General features: G+C 64.3%; 14 protein-coding genes. 9 read left to right on the top strand and 5 right to left on the bottom strand.

Annotated features, from left to right (window positions below; genetic code table 11):
• The first annotated feature begins 87 nt into the window (after positions 1 to 87).
• Positions 88 to 276, top strand: coding sequence for a variant GlyGly-CTERM sorting domain-containing protein (locus tag ABIB44_RS06990; protein ID WP_354583915.1), 189 nt, complete (start codon positions 88 to 90; stop codon positions 274 to 276).
• A gap of 244 nt (positions 277 to 520) precedes the next feature.
• Here the strand turns inward: ABIB44_RS06990 and ABIB44_RS06985 are convergent, their stop codons facing one another.
• A complete protein-coding gene (locus ABIB44_RS06985; RefSeq protein WP_354583914.1) occupies positions 521 to 1,744 on the bottom strand; it encodes an energy transducer TonB in 1,224 nt (407 codons plus the stop codon).
• Positions 1,731 to 2,420 (bottom strand): RNA polymerase sigma factor, encoded by a 690-nt coding sequence (locus ABIB44_RS06980; protein ID WP_354583913.1) that lies wholly within the window; start codon positions 2,418 to 2,420, stop codon positions 1,731 to 1,733. Before ABIB44_RS06980 ends, ABIB44_RS06985 begins: the two co-directional genes overlap by 14 nt.
• Positions 2,421 to 2,550: 130 nt before the next feature.
• On the opposite strand from ABIB44_RS06980, the gene ABIB44_RS06975 reads away from it, so the two are divergent.
• Positions 2,551 to 4,581, top strand: a complete 2,031-nt coding sequence (locus ABIB44_RS06975) for a vWA domain-containing protein (RefSeq protein WP_354583912.1) — start codon at positions 2,551 to 2,553, stop codon at positions 4,579 to 4,581.
• A gap of 203 nt (positions 4,582 to 4,784) precedes the next feature.
• Here ABIB44_RS06975 and ABIB44_RS06970 read toward each other — a convergent pair whose 3' ends face one another.
• Positions 4,785 to 5,612: a porin family protein gene (locus ABIB44_RS06970; RefSeq protein WP_354583911.1), complete on the bottom strand. Its 828-nt coding sequence runs from the start codon at positions 5,610 to 5,612 to the stop codon at positions 4,785 to 4,787.
• Positions 5,613 to 5,747: 135 nt separating this feature from the next.
• On the opposite strand from ABIB44_RS06970, the gene ABIB44_RS06965 reads away from it, so the two are divergent.
• Positions 5,748 to 6,416 carry a DUF4468 domain-containing protein gene (locus ABIB44_RS06965; protein ID WP_354583910.1) on the top strand — a complete coding sequence of 223 codons (669 nt, stop codon included), beginning with the start codon at positions 5,748 to 5,750 and terminating at the stop codon, positions 6,414 to 6,416.
• A 185-nt stretch (positions 6,417 to 6,601) separates the two neighbouring features.
• Here ABIB44_RS06965 and treF read toward each other — a convergent pair whose 3' ends face one another.
• Positions 6,602 to 8,236, bottom strand: coding sequence for an alpha,alpha-trehalase TreF (treF, locus tag ABIB44_RS06960; RefSeq protein WP_354583909.1), 1,635 nt, complete (start codon positions 8,234 to 8,236; stop codon positions 6,602 to 6,604).
• 225 nt (positions 8,237 to 8,461) lie between these two features.
• Here treF and ABIB44_RS06955 point away from each other — a divergent pair, with 225 nt between their 5' ends.
• From ABIB44_RS06955 to ABIB44_RS06930, 6 genes are all read left to right on the top strand, one after another.
• Positions 8,462 to 8,869 (top strand): BlaI/MecI/CopY family transcriptional regulator, encoded by a 408-nt coding sequence (locus ABIB44_RS06955; RefSeq protein ID WP_354583908.1) that lies wholly within the window; start codon positions 8,462 to 8,464, stop codon positions 8,867 to 8,869.
• Positions 8,847 to 10,202 (top strand): TonB family protein, encoded by a 1,356-nt coding sequence (locus ABIB44_RS06950; protein ID WP_354583907.1) that lies wholly within the window; start codon positions 8,847 to 8,849, stop codon positions 10,200 to 10,202. Before ABIB44_RS06955 ends, ABIB44_RS06950 begins: the two co-directional genes overlap by 23 nt.
• A 178-nt stretch (positions 10,203 to 10,380) precedes the next feature.
• Complete coding sequence (locus ABIB44_RS06945) at positions 10,381 to 11,199, top strand: class I SAM-dependent methyltransferase (protein ID WP_354583906.1); 819 nt, start codon at positions 10,381 to 10,383, stop codon at positions 11,197 to 11,199.
• Positions 11,200 to 11,323: 124 nt separating this feature from the next.
• Positions 11,324 to 12,349: a hypothetical protein gene (locus ABIB44_RS06940; RefSeq protein ID WP_354583905.1), complete on the top strand. Its 1,026-nt coding sequence runs from the start codon at positions 11,324 to 11,326 to the stop codon at positions 12,347 to 12,349.
• Between the two features lie 197 nt (positions 12,350 to 12,546).
• On the top strand, positions 12,547 to 13,707 hold the full coding sequence (locus ABIB44_RS06935) for an acyl-CoA dehydrogenase (RefSeq protein ID WP_354583904.1): 1,161 nt from the start codon (positions 12,547 to 12,549) through the stop codon (positions 13,705 to 13,707).
• Positions 13,708 to 13,865: 158 nt separating this feature from the next.
• Positions 13,866 to 14,792 (top strand): helix-turn-helix domain-containing protein, encoded by a 927-nt coding sequence (locus ABIB44_RS06930; RefSeq protein WP_354583903.1) that lies wholly within the window; start codon positions 13,866 to 13,868, stop codon positions 14,790 to 14,792.
• A 91-nt stretch (positions 14,793 to 14,883) separates the two neighbouring features.
• On the opposite strand, the gene ABIB44_RS06925 is transcribed toward ABIB44_RS06930, so the two are convergent.
• On the bottom strand, positions 14,884 to 15,675 hold the full coding sequence (locus ABIB44_RS06925; protein WP_354583902.1) for a RodZ family helix-turn-helix domain-containing protein: 792 nt from the start codon (positions 15,673 to 15,675) through the stop codon (positions 14,884 to 14,886).
• Between the last annotated feature and the right edge of the window lie 15 nt (positions 15,676 to 15,690).

Genomic DNA, 15,690 nt, shown 5'->3' with positions numbered 1-15,690 from the left:
GCCGACACGAAGCAGGGCCGCCCGTCCGGGACGGGCGGCCCCAAGCGGCTTTCTTTTTCAATGGTCTGACTCTTATTCCCCAATACAATGTTGAAAACCCTTCTCCTGGCTTCGGCCCTGCTGCTGGCCATCGGGGCCAAGGCCCAGGGCCCCGGCAGTGGCGGCCCCACCCCGGCCGCCCCCACGGCCATTCCGCTCGACGGCGGCGCTTCGTTGCTGCTGGCCGGTGGCCTCGCCTACGGCCTGCGCCGCCTGCGCCAACGCCGCAAAAAGTAACCGGCTCGCGGGCCGGCTCCAGTAAGCAAAGCACCCCTGCCGGCTAGTGGCAGGGGTGCTTTTTTATGGCAGCTACCCACACGCCCGCCGACGCGTGGCTACAGCCTTTTTCAAAGGATAGGGCCTCGTGGAGCCTGCTGCTACATCGAAGACGTGGAGCGGGTGCGCCAGGCCCCAAAGCTCCGTAAGGCTCTTGCCTACGCCGGCCGCCGGTACGCAAGCCCAGAACAACAACGGGTGTTCCTCAGAATGAAATCGTGATTTCCATGGGCAGGGCCGCGCGGCGGCCGCCGGCAATGCCCGGGCGCCAAACGGGGCCTTCGCACACTAGGCGCAGGGCTTCCTCGTCGTAGTCGGCGCGCATGCCGCGCACCACTTGCAGGTTGCTCAGCTTGCCGTCGGCCCCCACAATAAAGCGCAGGCGCACCGTGCCGTGCAGGGGCCGGGCCCCATCTTCGAGCTCGAACCGGGCCGCCTCGCGGTGCAGGTAATCGCGCAGGGCCGGCGTGCCCGCCACCGGGGCCGGCGCAATGGTCATGGCGGCCGGCATGGGCTTATCGCGCACCAGGGCGGTACTTTCGAAGGCTTTGGCCTTGCTGAAACGACTGACAATTATCTCCTTCTGGTCGGTGGCGCTGGAGTCGGCCATCACCGTGGCCTCCGCTGGCGCGATGGGTAGCGTGGCGGCAGCTTTCGAAGCGGGGGCTTCGGCGGCGGCTACGCTGGTTGCCGGCTCACTAGCTGAAGCTGTGCCCGCGCGGCCGGCGAGTTTCTTCGCTTCGGGAGCGGCAGGGGCGGCCTGAGTGGCAAAACCGTCGGTGGTTTCGGCAGCGTCGGTGGTCTTGTCGGCCAGGACGGGCGCAGCGGGCTGGGCCGGGCGGCGGAAAAGGCGGGAGTCCGCCGCCCGGTCGCGGGGCCGAACGGCAGCATAATCGGCCGGCTGGCCGGAAGTCGCTACCGGTGCCGCTACTGGCGCGGTTACGGCGGGGCGGGGCGGCGGGGTGGTTTGCGGCAGCTTCGCCGTGGCCACAGTGGCTGAGCTGGCCGGCTGGGGCCCAGCGGCGGGTACCGCCTTTACGGGCGGGGCCGTTACTACTTCGGTGGTCGGATGCTGCTGTTCCCAACTCCAGATACCACCCCCCACTGCCCCGAGCAGTGCTACGGCAGCGGCCAGGCGCGGCCACAGCGGCCGGCTGGCGGGCAGTAGCACGGGGGCAGGGGCATCGTCGGCCACGCGGGCCTGCAGGCGGGTGCGCAGCCCTGCCAGCGCCTGGTCGGTGGTGGCCGCGTCGCTCATCGCGAAGCCTTCCAGCAGCTCGGCGCAACGCTCACAGTCGAGAGTGTGGGCCTCGATGCGGTGCTCGTCGGCCGCGCTCAGGGTACCGGCCGCGTAGGCGCGCAGCTCAGCCGTGGCCGGATGGGGGCCGGGCGCGGACAGCGAAGCAAAGGGCGAATCAGCGGGCAGCATGCAGGGGCGGGGTGTCGGCAGTGGGCAGCGGAACGTGGGCAGCGGGTTTGGTTTTTTCGGGTGGCTCGAGCTGGCGGCGCAGCATGCGCTTGCCGTTTTGCAGGTGGCTGCGCACTAGGTTCAGGTCGAGGCCGGTTTGGTCGGCGATTTCGCGGTAGCTTTTCTTTTCGAGGTAAAACAGTTCGAGGCAGCGGCGCTGGGCCGGGGGCAGCTGGGCCAACGCCGCTTCTACGTTTTGCAGGCGCTGTTCGGCGTCTTCGGCTTCGTCGGCGGCCTCGGTCGCACTGGGCAGATGCCGGGCGGCGGCCAATTCCACATCGGCCGCGTCGGGAAAGCTGAGGATGAGCGGCCCGGCACTGGGGCCGGCGCGCTTGCGGGCCCGCAGCTGCATGAGGCAGTGGTTGCGGGCGGTGGTGTGCAGCCAGGCCGGGAAGTTGTCGGGGGCGTGAGTGCGCAGCACCTTCACCAGGTGCTCGAAAAGCTGCATGGCGGCATCCTGGGCGTCTTCGTCGGGCGGGGCCAGGTAGCGGCGGGCTACGGCAAAGGCCTCGGGCAGATAGCGGTCGTAAAGCTGGCCGAGGTCGGCTACGTCGCCGTGCGCGCGGTAGCGGGCCAGCAGCTCCTGGTCGGAGAGTGGCGCGGCAGCGGCGGATGGCGGCGAGCGGCGGAAGAACATGGCGGTGGGAAGTTAGGGCAATTTCGGGGGATGCGCGGACCGGGTTGCCGCACGTACTTTCCGGCCGCCGTGTGCAATCGGCCCGGGGCCCGCATCAAGTCAGCACGTTTCACCAAAAAAACCTGCTGCCATGAAAAACCTGCTGATGCTTCCGTTGCTGCTTGTTGTTGCATTGCTGGCCCCGCCGGAGGCTGCGCTCGCCCAAAAAAAGCCGAAAAATCGGGCGGCGTTCGCCATCCCCGAGCCCGCCGACACCACCCGGCTCCGCACCATTACGGGCGTAGTGCTCGATGGGCAGTTGAAGCAGGGCCTCCCCGGCGCCACGGTACTCGTGAAGGGCACTGTGCTGGGCGTGAGCACCGATGCCGGTGGCCGCTACTCGCTGCGGGTGCCCAACGCTGCCACGGCTACGCTCGTGTTTTCCAGCGTGGGCTATGTCACGCAGGAGCGCCGAATCGCGGGCAGCCGCATTATCAACCAGGCCCTGTTTGCGGATACGAAGGAACTGCGCGAAGTAGTCGTAACCGGCTACGACAGTAAAACCGGCAGCTCCTCGCCGCTGGCCGGGCCCTCGAAGCGCAAGATGAAAGCGGCTCAAGCCACGGCCGATGCGCGCTATGCCGCGCCGGCTACCGGGCTGTCGGGCCGCGTGGGGGGCTTGTTCATCAGCCCGGCGTACCCCACGGCCACCCTGCCCGCCCGCGCCGAAGCCGGGGCCGGCGACACCTACGCCCACGTTGCCGAAAATGCCTTTTTCGACGCGAAGAAAGACCCGCTCAGCACCTTTGCGCTCGACGTGGACAATGCCTCGTACAGCAACGTGCGCCGTTTCCTCAACGAAGGCCAGCTGCCCCCGCGCGACGCCGTGCGGGTGGAAGAAATGCTGAACTACTTCCGCTACGACTACGCCGCGCCGGCCGCCACCTCACCCGACCCGGTGCGCATTAGCACCGAGCTGGCCCGGTGCCCCTGGAACCCGGCCCACCAGCTGGCCCGCATCGGGGTGCAGGCCCGGCGCATCGAAACGGCCCAGCTGCCGCCCGCCAACCTCGTGTTTCTGGTCGACGTGTCGGGCTCGATGTTTTCGGATGATAAGCTGCCGCTGGTAAAAGCCGGCCTGAAACTGCTGGTGCGCCAGCTGCGGCCCCAGGACCACGTGGCCCTGGTGGCCTACGCCGGCGCGGCCGGTCTGGTGCTGCCGCCCACGCCCGGCAGCCAGCCCGAGCTGATTCTCGATGCGCTGGAACGGCTGCAATCGGGTGGCTCCACGGCGGGCGGCGCGGGCCTGCGGCTGGCTTACTCCACGGCCCGGCAAAGTTTCCAGAAGGAGGGCAACAACCGCGTGATTCTGGCCACCGACGGCGACTTCAACGTGGGCGAAAGCTCGGATGCGGCCATGGAGCAGCTCATCGTGGACCAGCGCGAGAGCGGCGTATTCCTCACGGTGCTGGGCTGCGGGCGCGGCAACCTGCGCGACAGCCGCATGGAGACCCTGGCCGACAAGGGCAACGGCAACTACGCCTACCTCGACAACCTCGACGAGGCCGGCCGGGTGCTGGTGGCGCAGTTCGGCGGCACACTCTTCACCGTGGCCAAGGACGTGAAATTGCAGGTTGAGTTCAACCCCGCCTGGGTGGCCAACTACCGCCTCTTGGGCTACGAAAACCGCCTGCTGGCCGCCGAGGACTTCAACAACGACCGCAAGGATGCCGGCGAGCTCGGCGCGGGCCACACCGTCACGGCCCTCTACGAAATAGTGCCCGTGGGCAGCGCCCAGCCGCTGGTTGATGGCCTGAAATACCAGCCCACCAAAGCCACCGCCGCTACCATGCAGCAGTTCCTTGCCAACGACGTGCTGACCGTGAAGCTGCGCTACAAAGAGCCGCAAAGCAACACCAGCAAGCTGCTGGCCCAGCCTTTGGTGGGCACCGCCACGTCCATTGAGCAGGCCTCGCCCGACTTCCGCTTTGCCGCCGCCGTGGCCCAGTTCGGCATGCTGCTGCGCCAGAGCGAGCAGCGCGGCACCGCCACCTGGACTGCCACCGAAAAGCTAGCCGACGGAGCCCGCGGCCCCGATGCCGACGGCTACCGCGCCGAGCTCGTGCGCCTCGTGCGCCTGGCCCAGGGCCTCAGCGGCAGCGGAGCCGTCGGCCAGCGGTAATTGCAGTGAACAGTTATCAGTGAGCGGTGAGCAGTAGGAATTTCATGTCTGAATATTAACTGTTCACTGATAACTGTTCACTAAAAAGAGGCCCCACCGTTGCAGCGGTGGGGCCTCTTCATTAATATATCTCGGATAGTGACGAATAAATAGGGGAACGAAAAATAGTGGAATAGAATGGCCGATAACCGACCGGATGATGATTAGAACGAGTAGCTCAGGCCCACTTTGGCCACGCGGTTGTAGGCCTGGAAGCGGTTGTTGGCATCGAGCGAAGCGAAGCCGTAGTCGTAGCCGGCGCTCAGGCCCAGGCCGTTTTCGAACTGGTAGCCCAAGCCGCCCACGGCGGCAAAGTCGACCTTGCGCAGCTGGTTCGATACATCGAAATCCTGCTTGTAGGCCGAGAAGCCGAGCACGCTGGCATCAACCCGCGCCTTGCCGCTGACCAGAAACGAGGCCTGCGGGCCGGCGTAGAGGTAGAAGCCCGGCGTGATGAACACCTTGGCCAGCACGGGCACATCGATGTAAGCCAGGCGGGCGGTGCCGGTCACGTTGGCGTTCAGGAAATCGAGGGCCGGGAAGGGCAGGGTACCTTTCAGCACCGCGCCTTTTTCGGCGTAGGTAATGCCGGGCTCGATGGCGAAGCCGGGGCCCAGCGGCAGCGTGGCAAATACGCCGGCATAAAAGCCCGGGCGCAGCTGCTTGCTTATGGCCTTATCGGGAGCGTAGCCGGCCAAGGTGGTGAAGCTCTGCACAGCATCGCCCCGCAGGTCGGCCACGTTCAGGCCGGCCCGAAAGCCGAAGTGCACGCCGCCGGTAGCCGGGCTGCTAGTCGACGACGATGACTGTGCGGGCTGGTTGGAGTAGCTGGGGGCGCGGCGGGTAGTTGCCGAACCCATGGGGCGGGGCGAGGGCGCGGCTTTGGGGTTGCCATAAGCATCGCGGGTACCCTGGGCCGAGGCCGGTGAGGAAGCAGCAGAAACGAACAGGCAAGCCACGGCCAGGCCGCCCGAAAGGCGTGAAATTTTCATAACCAGAATTGGTTGGATGGAGTGAAAGAATCCGGCCGGGGCAGTGCTGCGGACAGCACCGGGTGTTTGGCCGATGCAGGAATGTATTGCAAAACCGTGCCAGTTTTTTTGTGGCTGCCCGACGCATATTGCGCCATGAAAAACCTTCCCTTCCTGCTGGCCCTGGCGCTACTCGCCGGGGCGGCCCGGCCCGCGGCCGCCCAGTACAAATTAACCGTGCCATTGCTGCCCACCGATAGTCTCAGCCAGCGCATTCCCTTTCGGGGGGTGGTGGCCGTGCCCGGGGTATCGGCCGCCGAGCTGCAGGCTCGTGCCCGCGAGTGGGTGGCCCTCACGTTTGAGAATGTCCACCAGGTTATTAAGTTCGACGATGCCGTCCGTGGCGTGCTCATCGGTCGGGGCTACACCGAAACGTGGGTCGACCGGGTGCTGCACCCCAACGACATCTCCCGGCTGCTGAGCTTCGCCTTTCGCCTCGATTTCCGCGAGGGCCGCTACCGCTACGAGGTGTTCGAGCTGGGCCGCCCCGGCTCCCTAAGTCCGCATGGAAGCGACTTATCGGCCATCAGCTACCAGTTGAATGACCTCACGATGGCCTTGGGCAGCATGTCCACCGTAGCCGTGAGCCCGCGCCACACCCTGTTCACGCCCGATACCGACCCCGCCCACCGTGCCAAGAGCGAGAAACCCAACAGCAGCTTCAGCCAGGAGCGCGCCGCCTTCGCCGAAACCCTGCAGCGCACCGTGGGCCAACTGCTGGCGGGCCTGCAGCAGCACGTGGCGGCGGCCCCGCCGAAGTGGTAGGCCCGATGGGTTAGCAAGCGGGGGATTGTCCTTTTTTGCGGCGCGAGTGAAAATGCCAGTAGCAGGCTGCTTCAATCCTGCTGCGCAGCAGGCCGTAGTGTGGGTTTTATAGCCCGCTTCCCTATGTTGTCAGGGCCCTCCAACTGGGGCACGGGAGTGGGCCCAAAGTCCGCCCCCGACCTACCCTACCTCACTTCCTCCCGGTTCAGCAGCCGCAGCAGTACCCCGTTGGTCCAGCCGAAACCATCCTGCAAGGGGTATTCGCCGCCGCCGGCGGGGCGGTTCACGTTCAGCACGTCGTACTTCTCCAGCAGCTTACCGGTCTGGGTGAATACGCGGCGGTTCAGGCGCACCCAGCGGTGGGCTACGGTGTCGGCCAGCGGCTTTTGGCCGTAGCGGGTTAATCCTTCGATGGCCAGGTATTGCAGCGGGGCCCAGCCGTTGGGGGCATCCCACTGCTGGCCGGTGGTGGTGAGGGTCGTCACCAGCCCGCCGGGTTTCAGGAAGCTGCTTTGCAGGCCCGCACCCACCCGCTGGGCCTGCGCCGGCGTGGCCAGCCCAAACGCCAGCGGGAACACGCCCGCCAGCGTGCGCACCGCCGAGCGTTGGCGCTTGCGCCAGTTGTAGTCCTGGAACCAGCCGGCTCTCGCGTCCCAGCTCAGGGCCAGCAGGGCAGTTTTGCGCTGGGCGGCTTTGGCCGCGTAGCTGCGGGCCTGCGCCGCCTGGCCGGCTACGCGGGCGGCTTCGGCCAGCGTCATTTCCAAATCATAAAGCAGGCAATTCAAATCGACGGGCACCAAATCGGTGGTCTGAATGCTGCCCAAACCACCCCCGGCCCCAAACCAGCGGCTGCTGAAATCCCAGCCCGAGGCCGCCGCTGCCCGCACGTGGCGGTAGAACTGCGCCGGGGGCTGCTTGCTTTTTTTCGCGGCCGCCACGTCTTCGGCGAAAGACTCTTCGCGGGGCTGCTCGCTCTCGTCCCAGTAGCGGTTCAGCACGGCCCCGTTGGGCAGGCGCACGGCGCGGTGGGCGGCGGTGCCGGGTTTCAGGGTGGTGGCCCCGCGCATCCAATAGCGGTATTCGGCTTCGAGGGCGGGGCGGTAGCGCAGCAGCTCGGCGTTGCCGCGGTCGCGGGCCAGCAGCTGCACCATGCTGGCAAAAAACGGTGGCTGCGAGCGGGTAAGGTAGTAGGTGCGGTTGCCGTTGGGCACGAAGCCGAACCGGCCCAGCAGGTAGGCAAAATTATCGGTGATGTCGCGCAGCAGCTGGGTTTTATTGGCCTCGGCCAGCCCCAGCATCGTGAAGTACGAATCCCAGTAGTACACCTCCCGAAAGCGCCCGCCCGGCACCAGGTAGGGGTGCGGCAGCGGTACCAGCGACCGGAACGCGGCCAGCGAATCGGCAGAGTCGGGGGCTGGCGCGGCCGGCCGGGCCAGCACCGTCCAGAGCGTGTCGAGGTGGTGGCGCAGGCCGGCGGCCTGGTTGGTCTGGAAGGCCGTCGCGGTGCTGGCCGGTACTTCAAAGTGGGCTTCGACAAATACTTTCAGCCGAAAACCCGGCCGGTTTTTCTCGCGCCGCCAGGCGGCCAGAATGGTAGTGGGCGCTTGCCGGGGCGCGGCGTCCACGAAGGTCTTGTTGTCGGGGAAAACCCGGCCCAGCTGCACCGCTTCGAACAGGCCCGGAAAAAGCTGCCGGGGCGAGTGCGGTTGGGCAACTGCCGCCGGTTTTGGGGCGGGCAGGAGGGCGAGTACTGGTTTTGGGCTGGCCGGGGCCGCGGTTTCGGTTTGGGCCCAGGCCGGGCCCGCGCTCAGTGAAATCAACGAAGAGCAGAATAAAAGCTTCAGCATGAGCGCAGCGATGGCGTGAAAAGGCGTGCGGCGGTTTGCCCGTCCGCAACTGCCAACCTGCGCTGCTTACGTGCCCAGCGGGCCTTTCGCTTCATTTATTGGCAAAGCCAACCGTTATTATCGAAATCAACTAAGGAAATAGTTTGTAAACTAAAATATTAGTTATACGTTTGTGTTACCCTGAAACCTCCCGTACTTATGGACCCCGCTGCTTTCCCCGAACTTACCCGCGCCGAAGAACAGGTGATGCAGGTGCTCTGGCGCCTCGGCCCCGCCTTCGTGAAAGACGTGCTGGCCGAACTGCCCGCCCCGCAACCGGCCTACAACACGGTTTCCACCATCATTCGCATTCTCGAAACCAAAGGCTTTGTGGGCCACGATGCCTTCGGGCGCACCCACCGCTACCACGTGCTGGTGGCCCAGGACGACTACCGCCGCTTCTCGCTGCGCAAGCTGCTGGGCGGGCATTTCGGCAATTCGTTCGGCCGCCTCGTTTCGTTTTTCGCCAAAGAAGAAAACCTCGACGCCGCCCAGCTCGACGAGCTGCTGCGCCACGCCGCCCACCCCCAAACCCCCACCCCCGATGAACCAGCTCAGCCTGCTTAACTGGATGCTGCTCGGCACCGCCCTGCTGGGTGCGTGGTGGGCCTGCTACCGTCTGGCCCTGCGCCCGGAGCGCAGCTTCGCCTATAATCGCGCCTTTCTGGTGCTGGGCCCGCTGCTGGCCGCCGGCCTGCCGCTGCTGCCACTGGCCTGGCCCGCCGGCTGGTGGGGCCCCGGCCCGGCGGGCCTGCCGGGTGTGGTAGCGGTGCTGCTGCCGGCGGTGCAGGTGGGGGCACCCGGGGCGGCGGCCGAAGCTGCCGGCCCCGATTGGGCCTTCTGGCTGCTAGCCGTTTATGCAGCTGGTGCGGCCCTGGTGCTGCTACGGCTGGCCGCCGAGCTGGGCCGCCTGTGGTGGCAGGCGCGGGGGCTGCCCCGCACGGCTGCCGAAGGCTACACGCTGGTCGAAACTCACGGCCGGCTGCCCACCAGCTCCTTCGGCCGCGTCATTTTCTGGGATGAAACCCTGGACTTGAGTCCGGCCGAAGCCCGCCAGGTGCTGCGCCACGAGCTGGCCCACGTGCGCCAGCACCACACCGCCGACCGCCTGCTGCTGGAGCTGCTACGGGCCGCGCTCTGGTTCAACCCCTTCGTGCACCTGTGCGCCCGGGCCCTGGCCCTCACCCACGAGTACCTGGCCGATGCAGCGGCCCTGCACGACGCCCCCTTCCCAACTCCTTCCCTTTCCACTTCCTACTCCCAACTGCTGGCCCGGCAAGTGGCCAGCCGCCTCGGTTTCTCGGTTCCGCTTGCGCACTCCTTCTCCCACTCTCAAACCCTCAGTCGCATTGCCATGATTCAGAAAACCAAACCAATAAGCCGCTGGAAACAGTGGCTCGCGCTGCCCCTGCTGGGCGCGTGCTTATTTGTAGTTGCCTGTGAGAAAGCCGCGCCGCCGGTTGCGCCGGCCGTTTCAAGTGCCATTCAAAATTCGGTAGCGCCGCCCCTACCGCCTACCGTCATACCGCGCGACGGCAAAAAAGCACCTCTCGTTTTAAAGAAAGTTTATGTCTTTGTAGAAGAAATGCCCCACCTAGATGGTAGTACAAGCAACAGCGCTATTGTGGAAGCCATCCAGGCGCGGCTCGTGTACCCCAGTGTTGCAATCGCTGACCAGCGCACGGGCATGATTTTCGCTTCCTTCATCGTTACTGAGCATGGCGATGTGATAGGGGGGCGCATCTTGAAAGGGCTGAGTGCAGCTTACGATGAGGCCGTACTTGATGCCATTCGGAAAATGCCGAAAATGGTGCCGGGCAAGCAGGATGGCAAAGCTGTCGCGGTTTCATTTACTGTACCGGTATCATTTGCTATGTCTACCAATCCCGGCGGCGAGTAAGTCAGCACTAGTCAGTCATTAACAGTAACAAGAATATAGAGAAACTGCTCGAAAAGCTCCGGCCCGCGCTGGGGCCTTTCTGCGTTGTAAGCGTGAGCCGCGGCCGCCGGGCCTAACTTTCGGGAGCCAGAGCGGCTACTTTTGCCGCAGCCGGCGGCTATTACCTGACTGCTACCTAATGTCCCGCCTATCCGTCGCCCTGAGCGCCCTGCGCAGCTTAGCCCGTACGCCCTCGCTGCTCAACCACGTCATCGCCGGCGACGTGGCCGACTGGCAGCGCCGCGCCTTGGTCCACGCCGGCCGCCAGCTCACCGCGCAGGGCCTACCGCTGGTGCCGTTGTCCCATTTCCTGAGCCCAGATGATAACACGGTGCGCCCGTTTGCCTTCCGCGAGGGCGGCTCGCTACCCACCGATTTGCTGCTGCTGCGCGCCCTGGCCCGCCGCGTACCCGGCTGCCGCTACCTCGAAATCGGTACCTGGCGCGGCGAGAGCGCCGCCAACGTAGCCGAAGTAGCCGCCGAAGTCTGCACCTTGAACCTATCAGACGCCGAAATTCGCACTCTCGGCCTGCCCGAGCGCTACATCCAGCTCCACGGCTTTTTCTCGAAGCCGCTGCCCAACGTGCGCCACCTGCACGGCAACTCGGCCACCTACGACTTCGCCGCGCTTGGCGGGCCATTCGATGTGATTTTCATCGACGGCGACCACCGCTACGAGGCTGTGCGCATCGACACTGCCCGCGTGTTCGAGCACCTGGTTGGCCCCAACACCGTAGTGGTGTGGCACGATGCCAGCCGCCAGCCCGGCGAGCCCCGCTGGGAAGTGCTGGCTGGCCTGCTCGACGGGCTGCCCACCGCCGCGCCGGGCCAGTTGGTGCAGGTCGAAAACACGCTGTGCGCCCTGTACTCGCCCACGCCGCTGCCCACGCAGGCCCCCGACCCGCTGGCCGACCCCGCCACCTGGTTTGAAGTAACGCTGACGCCCGTGACCCGCTGAGCACCGGGGTAACCGGCCGCTACGGGACAGGATTTAACTGATTTTTAATTGGTCGCCTAGCTTCGCCCGCGCGGAAAGGCTTACCTTTGAGGCTACTATTGCCCGTTTTGTCCCCCCTACATCCGTGTTGTTAAAAGCTACTTCCGGCGCATTCGCCGCCACCCTGGGCTTGCTGGCCGTGCTGGCCTGCCCCGCTTGCAAAACCAGTCCTACCGAGGCCGAAAAAGGGGGTAATGCCACCGGCGACAGCGTTGCCGCCGCCCCCGCGCCCGTCGATACCGTCAAAATCAAGATGGCGGCCATGCGCCGCGACTCGCTCAAGGCCGACAGCATTGCCAAAAAAACCGGGCAGCTGCCGGGCGCTATTCTGCCGGGCCACCGCATTGTGGCCTTCTATGGCAACATCCGCTCGAAGGGCATGGGCATTCTGGGCCGCGAGCCCAAGGACCAGATGTTCCGTAAGTTTGAGGGCGTGATAAAGGAATGGCAGGCCGCCGACCCCAGCATTCCGGTGCAGCCGGCGTTGCACAACGTCACCATCACGGCCCAGGGCACGGCTGGCAAAGACGGCAAGTGGCGCCTGATGAACTCCAAATCCACCATCGAGGAGGTTATTTCCTGGGCCAAGGAGCACAAGTGCATTCTGTTTCTGGACGTGCAGCCCGGCCACAGCACCCTGCAGGCCGAACTGCCCAAGCTGGAGCCCTACCTCAAAGACCCCATCGTGCACCTCGGCATCGACCCCGAGTTTTCGCTGGCCACCATGCCCGGCGTGCGCCCCAACCAGCGCATCGGCACCCTCGATGCCAAGGATGTGAACTTTACCATTAACTTCCTAGCCCGCATCGTGAGCGAAAACCACCTGCCGCCCAAGGTGCTCACCGTGCACCGCTTCACCCGGAAGATGCTGAGCAATTACAAAAACATCAAGCTCGACCCCCGCGTGCAGGTCGTGATGCACATGGACGGCCACGGCGACCCCACCCTGAAAAAGGACTCGTACGATGCCTACATCAAGGCCGAGCCCGTGCAGTACACCGGCTTCAAGCTGTTCTATGAGTACGATGCCCGCCCCAAGCCCCATCACATCATGACGCCCAGCGAGGTTATCGCCCTCACGCCCTCGCCGCTGTACATTCAGTATCAGTAATCTGTCGGCTCCGGCCGCTCACTGCTGGCAACGCCCCGAACCCGCCCTGGTTCGGGGCGTTATTCGTTGCAGCCGGACGCAACCTCGTGGGTCCTGGGCTGTTATTGAAGCCCTGCGCCCGCCTACCAGGGCTTGCCTTGCCGGGCACGCGCCGGGCCGTACTTTTGCACTCCCACCCACCCATCTCGTTCCCTCTTATGCAAACCGCCACTTCCCCCAATATTTACGACCTCACCGAAGAGCAGCTCGCCGTGCGCGACGCCGCCCGCGACTTTGCCCAGAGCGAGCTTTGGGCCGGCGTGATTGAGCGCGACGAGCACCAAAAATTCCCCGCCGCGCAGGTGAAGAAAATGGGCGAGCTTGGCTTCATGGGCATGATGGTGAGCCCCGAGTACGGCGGCTCCGGCCTCGATACCGTGAGCTACGTGCTGGCTATGGAGGAAATCAGCAAGGTCGATGCTTCGTGTTCGGTGATTATGAGCGTGAACAACTCGCTCGTGTGCTGGGGCCTCGAGAAGTACGGCACCGAGGAGCAGAAGCAGAAATACCTGCCCCGCCTGTGCTCGGGCGAAATCATTGGGGCCTTCGCCCTGAGCGAGCCCGAAGCCGGCTCCGACGCCACCAGCCAGCGCACCACCGCCGAAGACATGGGCGACCATTACCTGCTGAACGGCACCAAGAACTGGATTACCAACGGCACCACCGCCTCGGTGTACCTCGTTATCGCCCAAACCCACCCCGAGAAGAAGTCGCGCGGCATCAACGTGCTCATCGTCGACAAGGACATGCCCGGCTTCATTCAGGGTCCCAAGGAGAACAAGCTCGGCATCCGGGGCTCCGACACCTGTTCGCTGATGTTCACGGACGTGCAGGTGCCCAAGGAAAACCGCATCGGCGACGACGGCTTCGGCTTTAAGTTCGCCATGCAGGTGCTGGCCGGTGGCCGCATCGGCATCGCCGCGCAGGCACTGGGCATCGCCTCGGGCGCGCTCGAGCTCAGCCTGAAGTACTCGAAGGAGCGCAAGGCTTTTGGCGTGCCGATTTCGCAGCACCAGGCCATCCAGTTTAAGCTGGCCGACATGGCCACCAACATCGACGCGGCCCGCCTGCTCTGCCTGCAATCGGCGGCCGATAAAGACAGCGGCCAGGACTACGCCAAATCGGGTGCGATGGCCAAGCTCTTCGCCTCCAAAGTGGCCATGGACTCGGCCGTCGAGGCCGTGCAGATTCACGGTGGCTACGGCTTCGTGAAGGAATACCACGTGGAGCGCTTCATGCGCGATGCCAAGATTACCCAGATTTACGAAGGCACTTCTGAGATTCAGAAAATTGTGATTTCTCGGGAATTGCTCAAATAAAGTCGGAATTGCCTAAAAAACAGATTCATTGCACTAAACCCAGCCGCTTTTCGGCTGGGTTTCTTGTTTTTGTGAATTTCAAGGTGTTATCTTGCACTGCGGTAGCCACCTAGTTACCCATTCCGCACCTCTCATCGGTCTTTTAGACCAGTTAAATTATGGAAGATTACAATAAAGTCATCGAGTCGCTGGGCGTTCGCTACATCAAGGCCAAAAACCTGGTGTTGCATCAGCCCTTCACCGTGCGCAATTCTTATGATGTTGGTAATAACCTGATTCTGCTGCACAAAGGCCACGTTACTTTTGGCGAAGAACAAATGGTGGTCGAAGAGGGCGAGATGCTGTTTATCCCCGGTGGCCGCCCCACCCGCGTGAGCTATGGCATTGACCATAAAAACCGTGTCATCACCAACGACGACCTGATTTCGAACAAGGATAAGTTCTTCCATTCCAACGACAGCCTCGACCTCATCGGCGACGCGCCCGAAAGCCACAGCTTCGTGAGCTTCGAGGCCAAGGTGTTCGACTCGGTGAACTTCTTCGCCTCGCTCGACGTGCCGGCTTTCCTCATCTCGGGGCAGTCCAAGCTGGCCAACCTCGTTATTAAAGTGGTGGAGGAGAGCATGCAGGACCTGCCGGGCCGCGAGCGTCTCATCAACATCTACACCGAGAACATCGTGGTGGAAGTGGTGCGCTACGTGCTGCGCAACAACATGTTTGTCGAGCAGTTGGCTACCAACAGCACCTACTTCAAGGACCCGCGCCTGATTGACCTGTTCAACTACATCAAGGAGAACCTCGGCGGCGACCTCTCCAACAAAGTCCTCTCCGGCGTAGCCAACGTGAGCGAGGACTACGTGGGCCAGTATTTCAAGATGCTGACCAACATCAACCCGCAGGACTACATCGAATACCAGCGCATGGAGCGCGCCGTGTTCCTGCTGCGCACCACCAAGAAAAGCATCCGCGACATCGGCAAAGAGGTGGGCTACAAGGACACGGCCTATTTCTGCCGCCGCTTCAAGATGATGTTCGGTATCCCGGCCGGCAAGATGCGCCGCCGCGAGTCGGCCATGAACATCTAGCGGGCAGCGGGCGCTAAATCCTCCCTCGTTCCAACGAAAAAGCCCCGTCTCAGCAATGAGACGGGGCTTTTTCGTGAATTGGCAGCTCGGATTACTCCATGCTGCGGTGGTCGGCATTCGATGACTGCGTGCCGTGGTCGGTGCGGGCCGAAGCGCCGCCGTAAGCAGCGCCGCTGTCGTCGCGGCCGCTACCCGAGTGGATACCCGTGTTGCCAGCCGAGCCGGCATTATCGCTGCTACTGCCGAAGCGGCTGCTGCTGTTGCCATAAGGCGAGCCGCTATCGGAGCGGCCACTGGTACCCGCGGCTGGGCGGCGACTGGTGCTGGCATCGGGGGCCTGGTAGCCGTAGCTCTTGCGGCCGTAGCTGCCGGCATCGCGCTGGCGGCCGTAGTTGTAGGCGCTGCTGTCCGCGCCATCCGACGACGAGGCCTTGCCCTTGCGGGTAGCCAGCCAGCCCAGGCCAGCGGCCAGGATAGCACCACCCACCACTTTTTGCGTAGTGCTGAGGCCGTTAATCCGGTCGACGGCACGGTTGCCGAGGTCTTTCAGCGACTGGGGCAACTGGTTCACACCATTGAGCATGCCGGAGTCCTCAATCCACTTTTTGCCGCTGTTCAGCGCGGTATCAAGCAGGGTGCCTTCCTGGTCGTTGGTTTGCTGGCCTTCGCCCTGGCGGTCGGTGCCGGCGTTGGGGGTAGTCTGCGACTGGGCGCTGGGCGTGGATGACCGGTCTTGCGAGGTAGGCGTAGCAGTCGAGTCCGCAGCGCTGGTTGAAGGAGCTGCCTTGCGTGGGGTTGCGGCAGCGGAATTATCGGCGTTGGTGTTGCGGCCGGCATTAGCCTGGTTTGGCTTGCTGGCGAACTGGTCTTTTTGGTTATCCATAATATTGGGTGGGAA

It is taken from the genome of Hymenobacter sp. UYCo722 (genome assembly GCF_040547115.1).
In the GTDB taxonomy this organism is placed as follows: Bacteria; Bacteroidota; Bacteroidia; order Cytophagales; family Hymenobacteraceae; genus Hymenobacter.
The sequence above is the reverse complement of the archived record's forward strand: the minus strand, read 5'-3'. Positions and strand labels throughout refer to the sequence as shown.

What these genes read in the sequence shown, in the direction of transcription:
- ABIB44_RS06980 (WP_354583913.1), bottom strand. Translation starts at nt 2,420, where the DNA reads ATGTTCTTCCGCCGCTCGCCGCCATCCGCCGCTGCCGCGCCACTCTCC.
- ABIB44_RS06975 (WP_354583912.1), top strand. Translation starts at nt 2,551, where the DNA reads ATGAAAAACCTGCTGATGCTTCCGTTGCTGCTTGTTGTTGCATTGCTG.
- ABIB44_RS06945 (WP_354583906.1), top strand. Translation starts at nt 10,381, where the DNA reads ATGTCCCGCCTATCCGTCGCCCTGAGCGCCCTGCGCAGCTTAGCCCGT.
- ABIB44_RS06985 (WP_354583914.1), bottom strand. Translation starts at nt 1,744, where the DNA reads ATGCTGCCCGCTGATTCGCCCTTTGCTTCGCTGTCCGCGCCCGGCCCC.
- ABIB44_RS06955 (WP_354583908.1), top strand. Translation starts at nt 8,462, where the DNA reads ATGGACCCCGCTGCTTTCCCCGAACTTACCCGCGCCGAAGAACAGGTG.
- ABIB44_RS06990 (WP_354583915.1), top strand. Translation starts at nt 88, where the DNA reads ATGTTGAAAACCCTTCTCCTGGCTTCGGCCCTGCTGCTGGCCATCGGG.
- ABIB44_RS06950 (WP_354583907.1), top strand. Translation starts at nt 8,847, where the DNA reads ATGAACCAGCTCAGCCTGCTTAACTGGATGCTGCTCGGCACCGCCCTG.
- ABIB44_RS06970 (WP_354583911.1), bottom strand. Translation starts at nt 5,612, where the DNA reads ATGAAAATTTCACGCCTTTCGGGCGGCCTGGCCGTGGCTTGCCTGTTC.
- ABIB44_RS06965 (WP_354583910.1), top strand. Translation starts at nt 5,748, where the DNA reads ATGAAAAACCTTCCCTTCCTGCTGGCCCTGGCGCTACTCGCCGGGGCG.
- ABIB44_RS06930 (WP_354583903.1), top strand. Translation starts at nt 13,866, where the DNA reads ATGGAAGATTACAATAAAGTCATCGAGTCGCTGGGCGTTCGCTACATC.
- ABIB44_RS06925 (WP_354583902.1), bottom strand. Translation starts at nt 15,675, where the DNA reads ATGGATAACCAAAAAGACCAGTTCGCCAGCAAGCCAAACCAGGCTAAT.
- ABIB44_RS06935 (WP_354583904.1), top strand. Translation starts at nt 12,547, where the DNA reads ATGCAAACCGCCACTTCCCCCAATATTTACGACCTCACCGAAGAGCAG.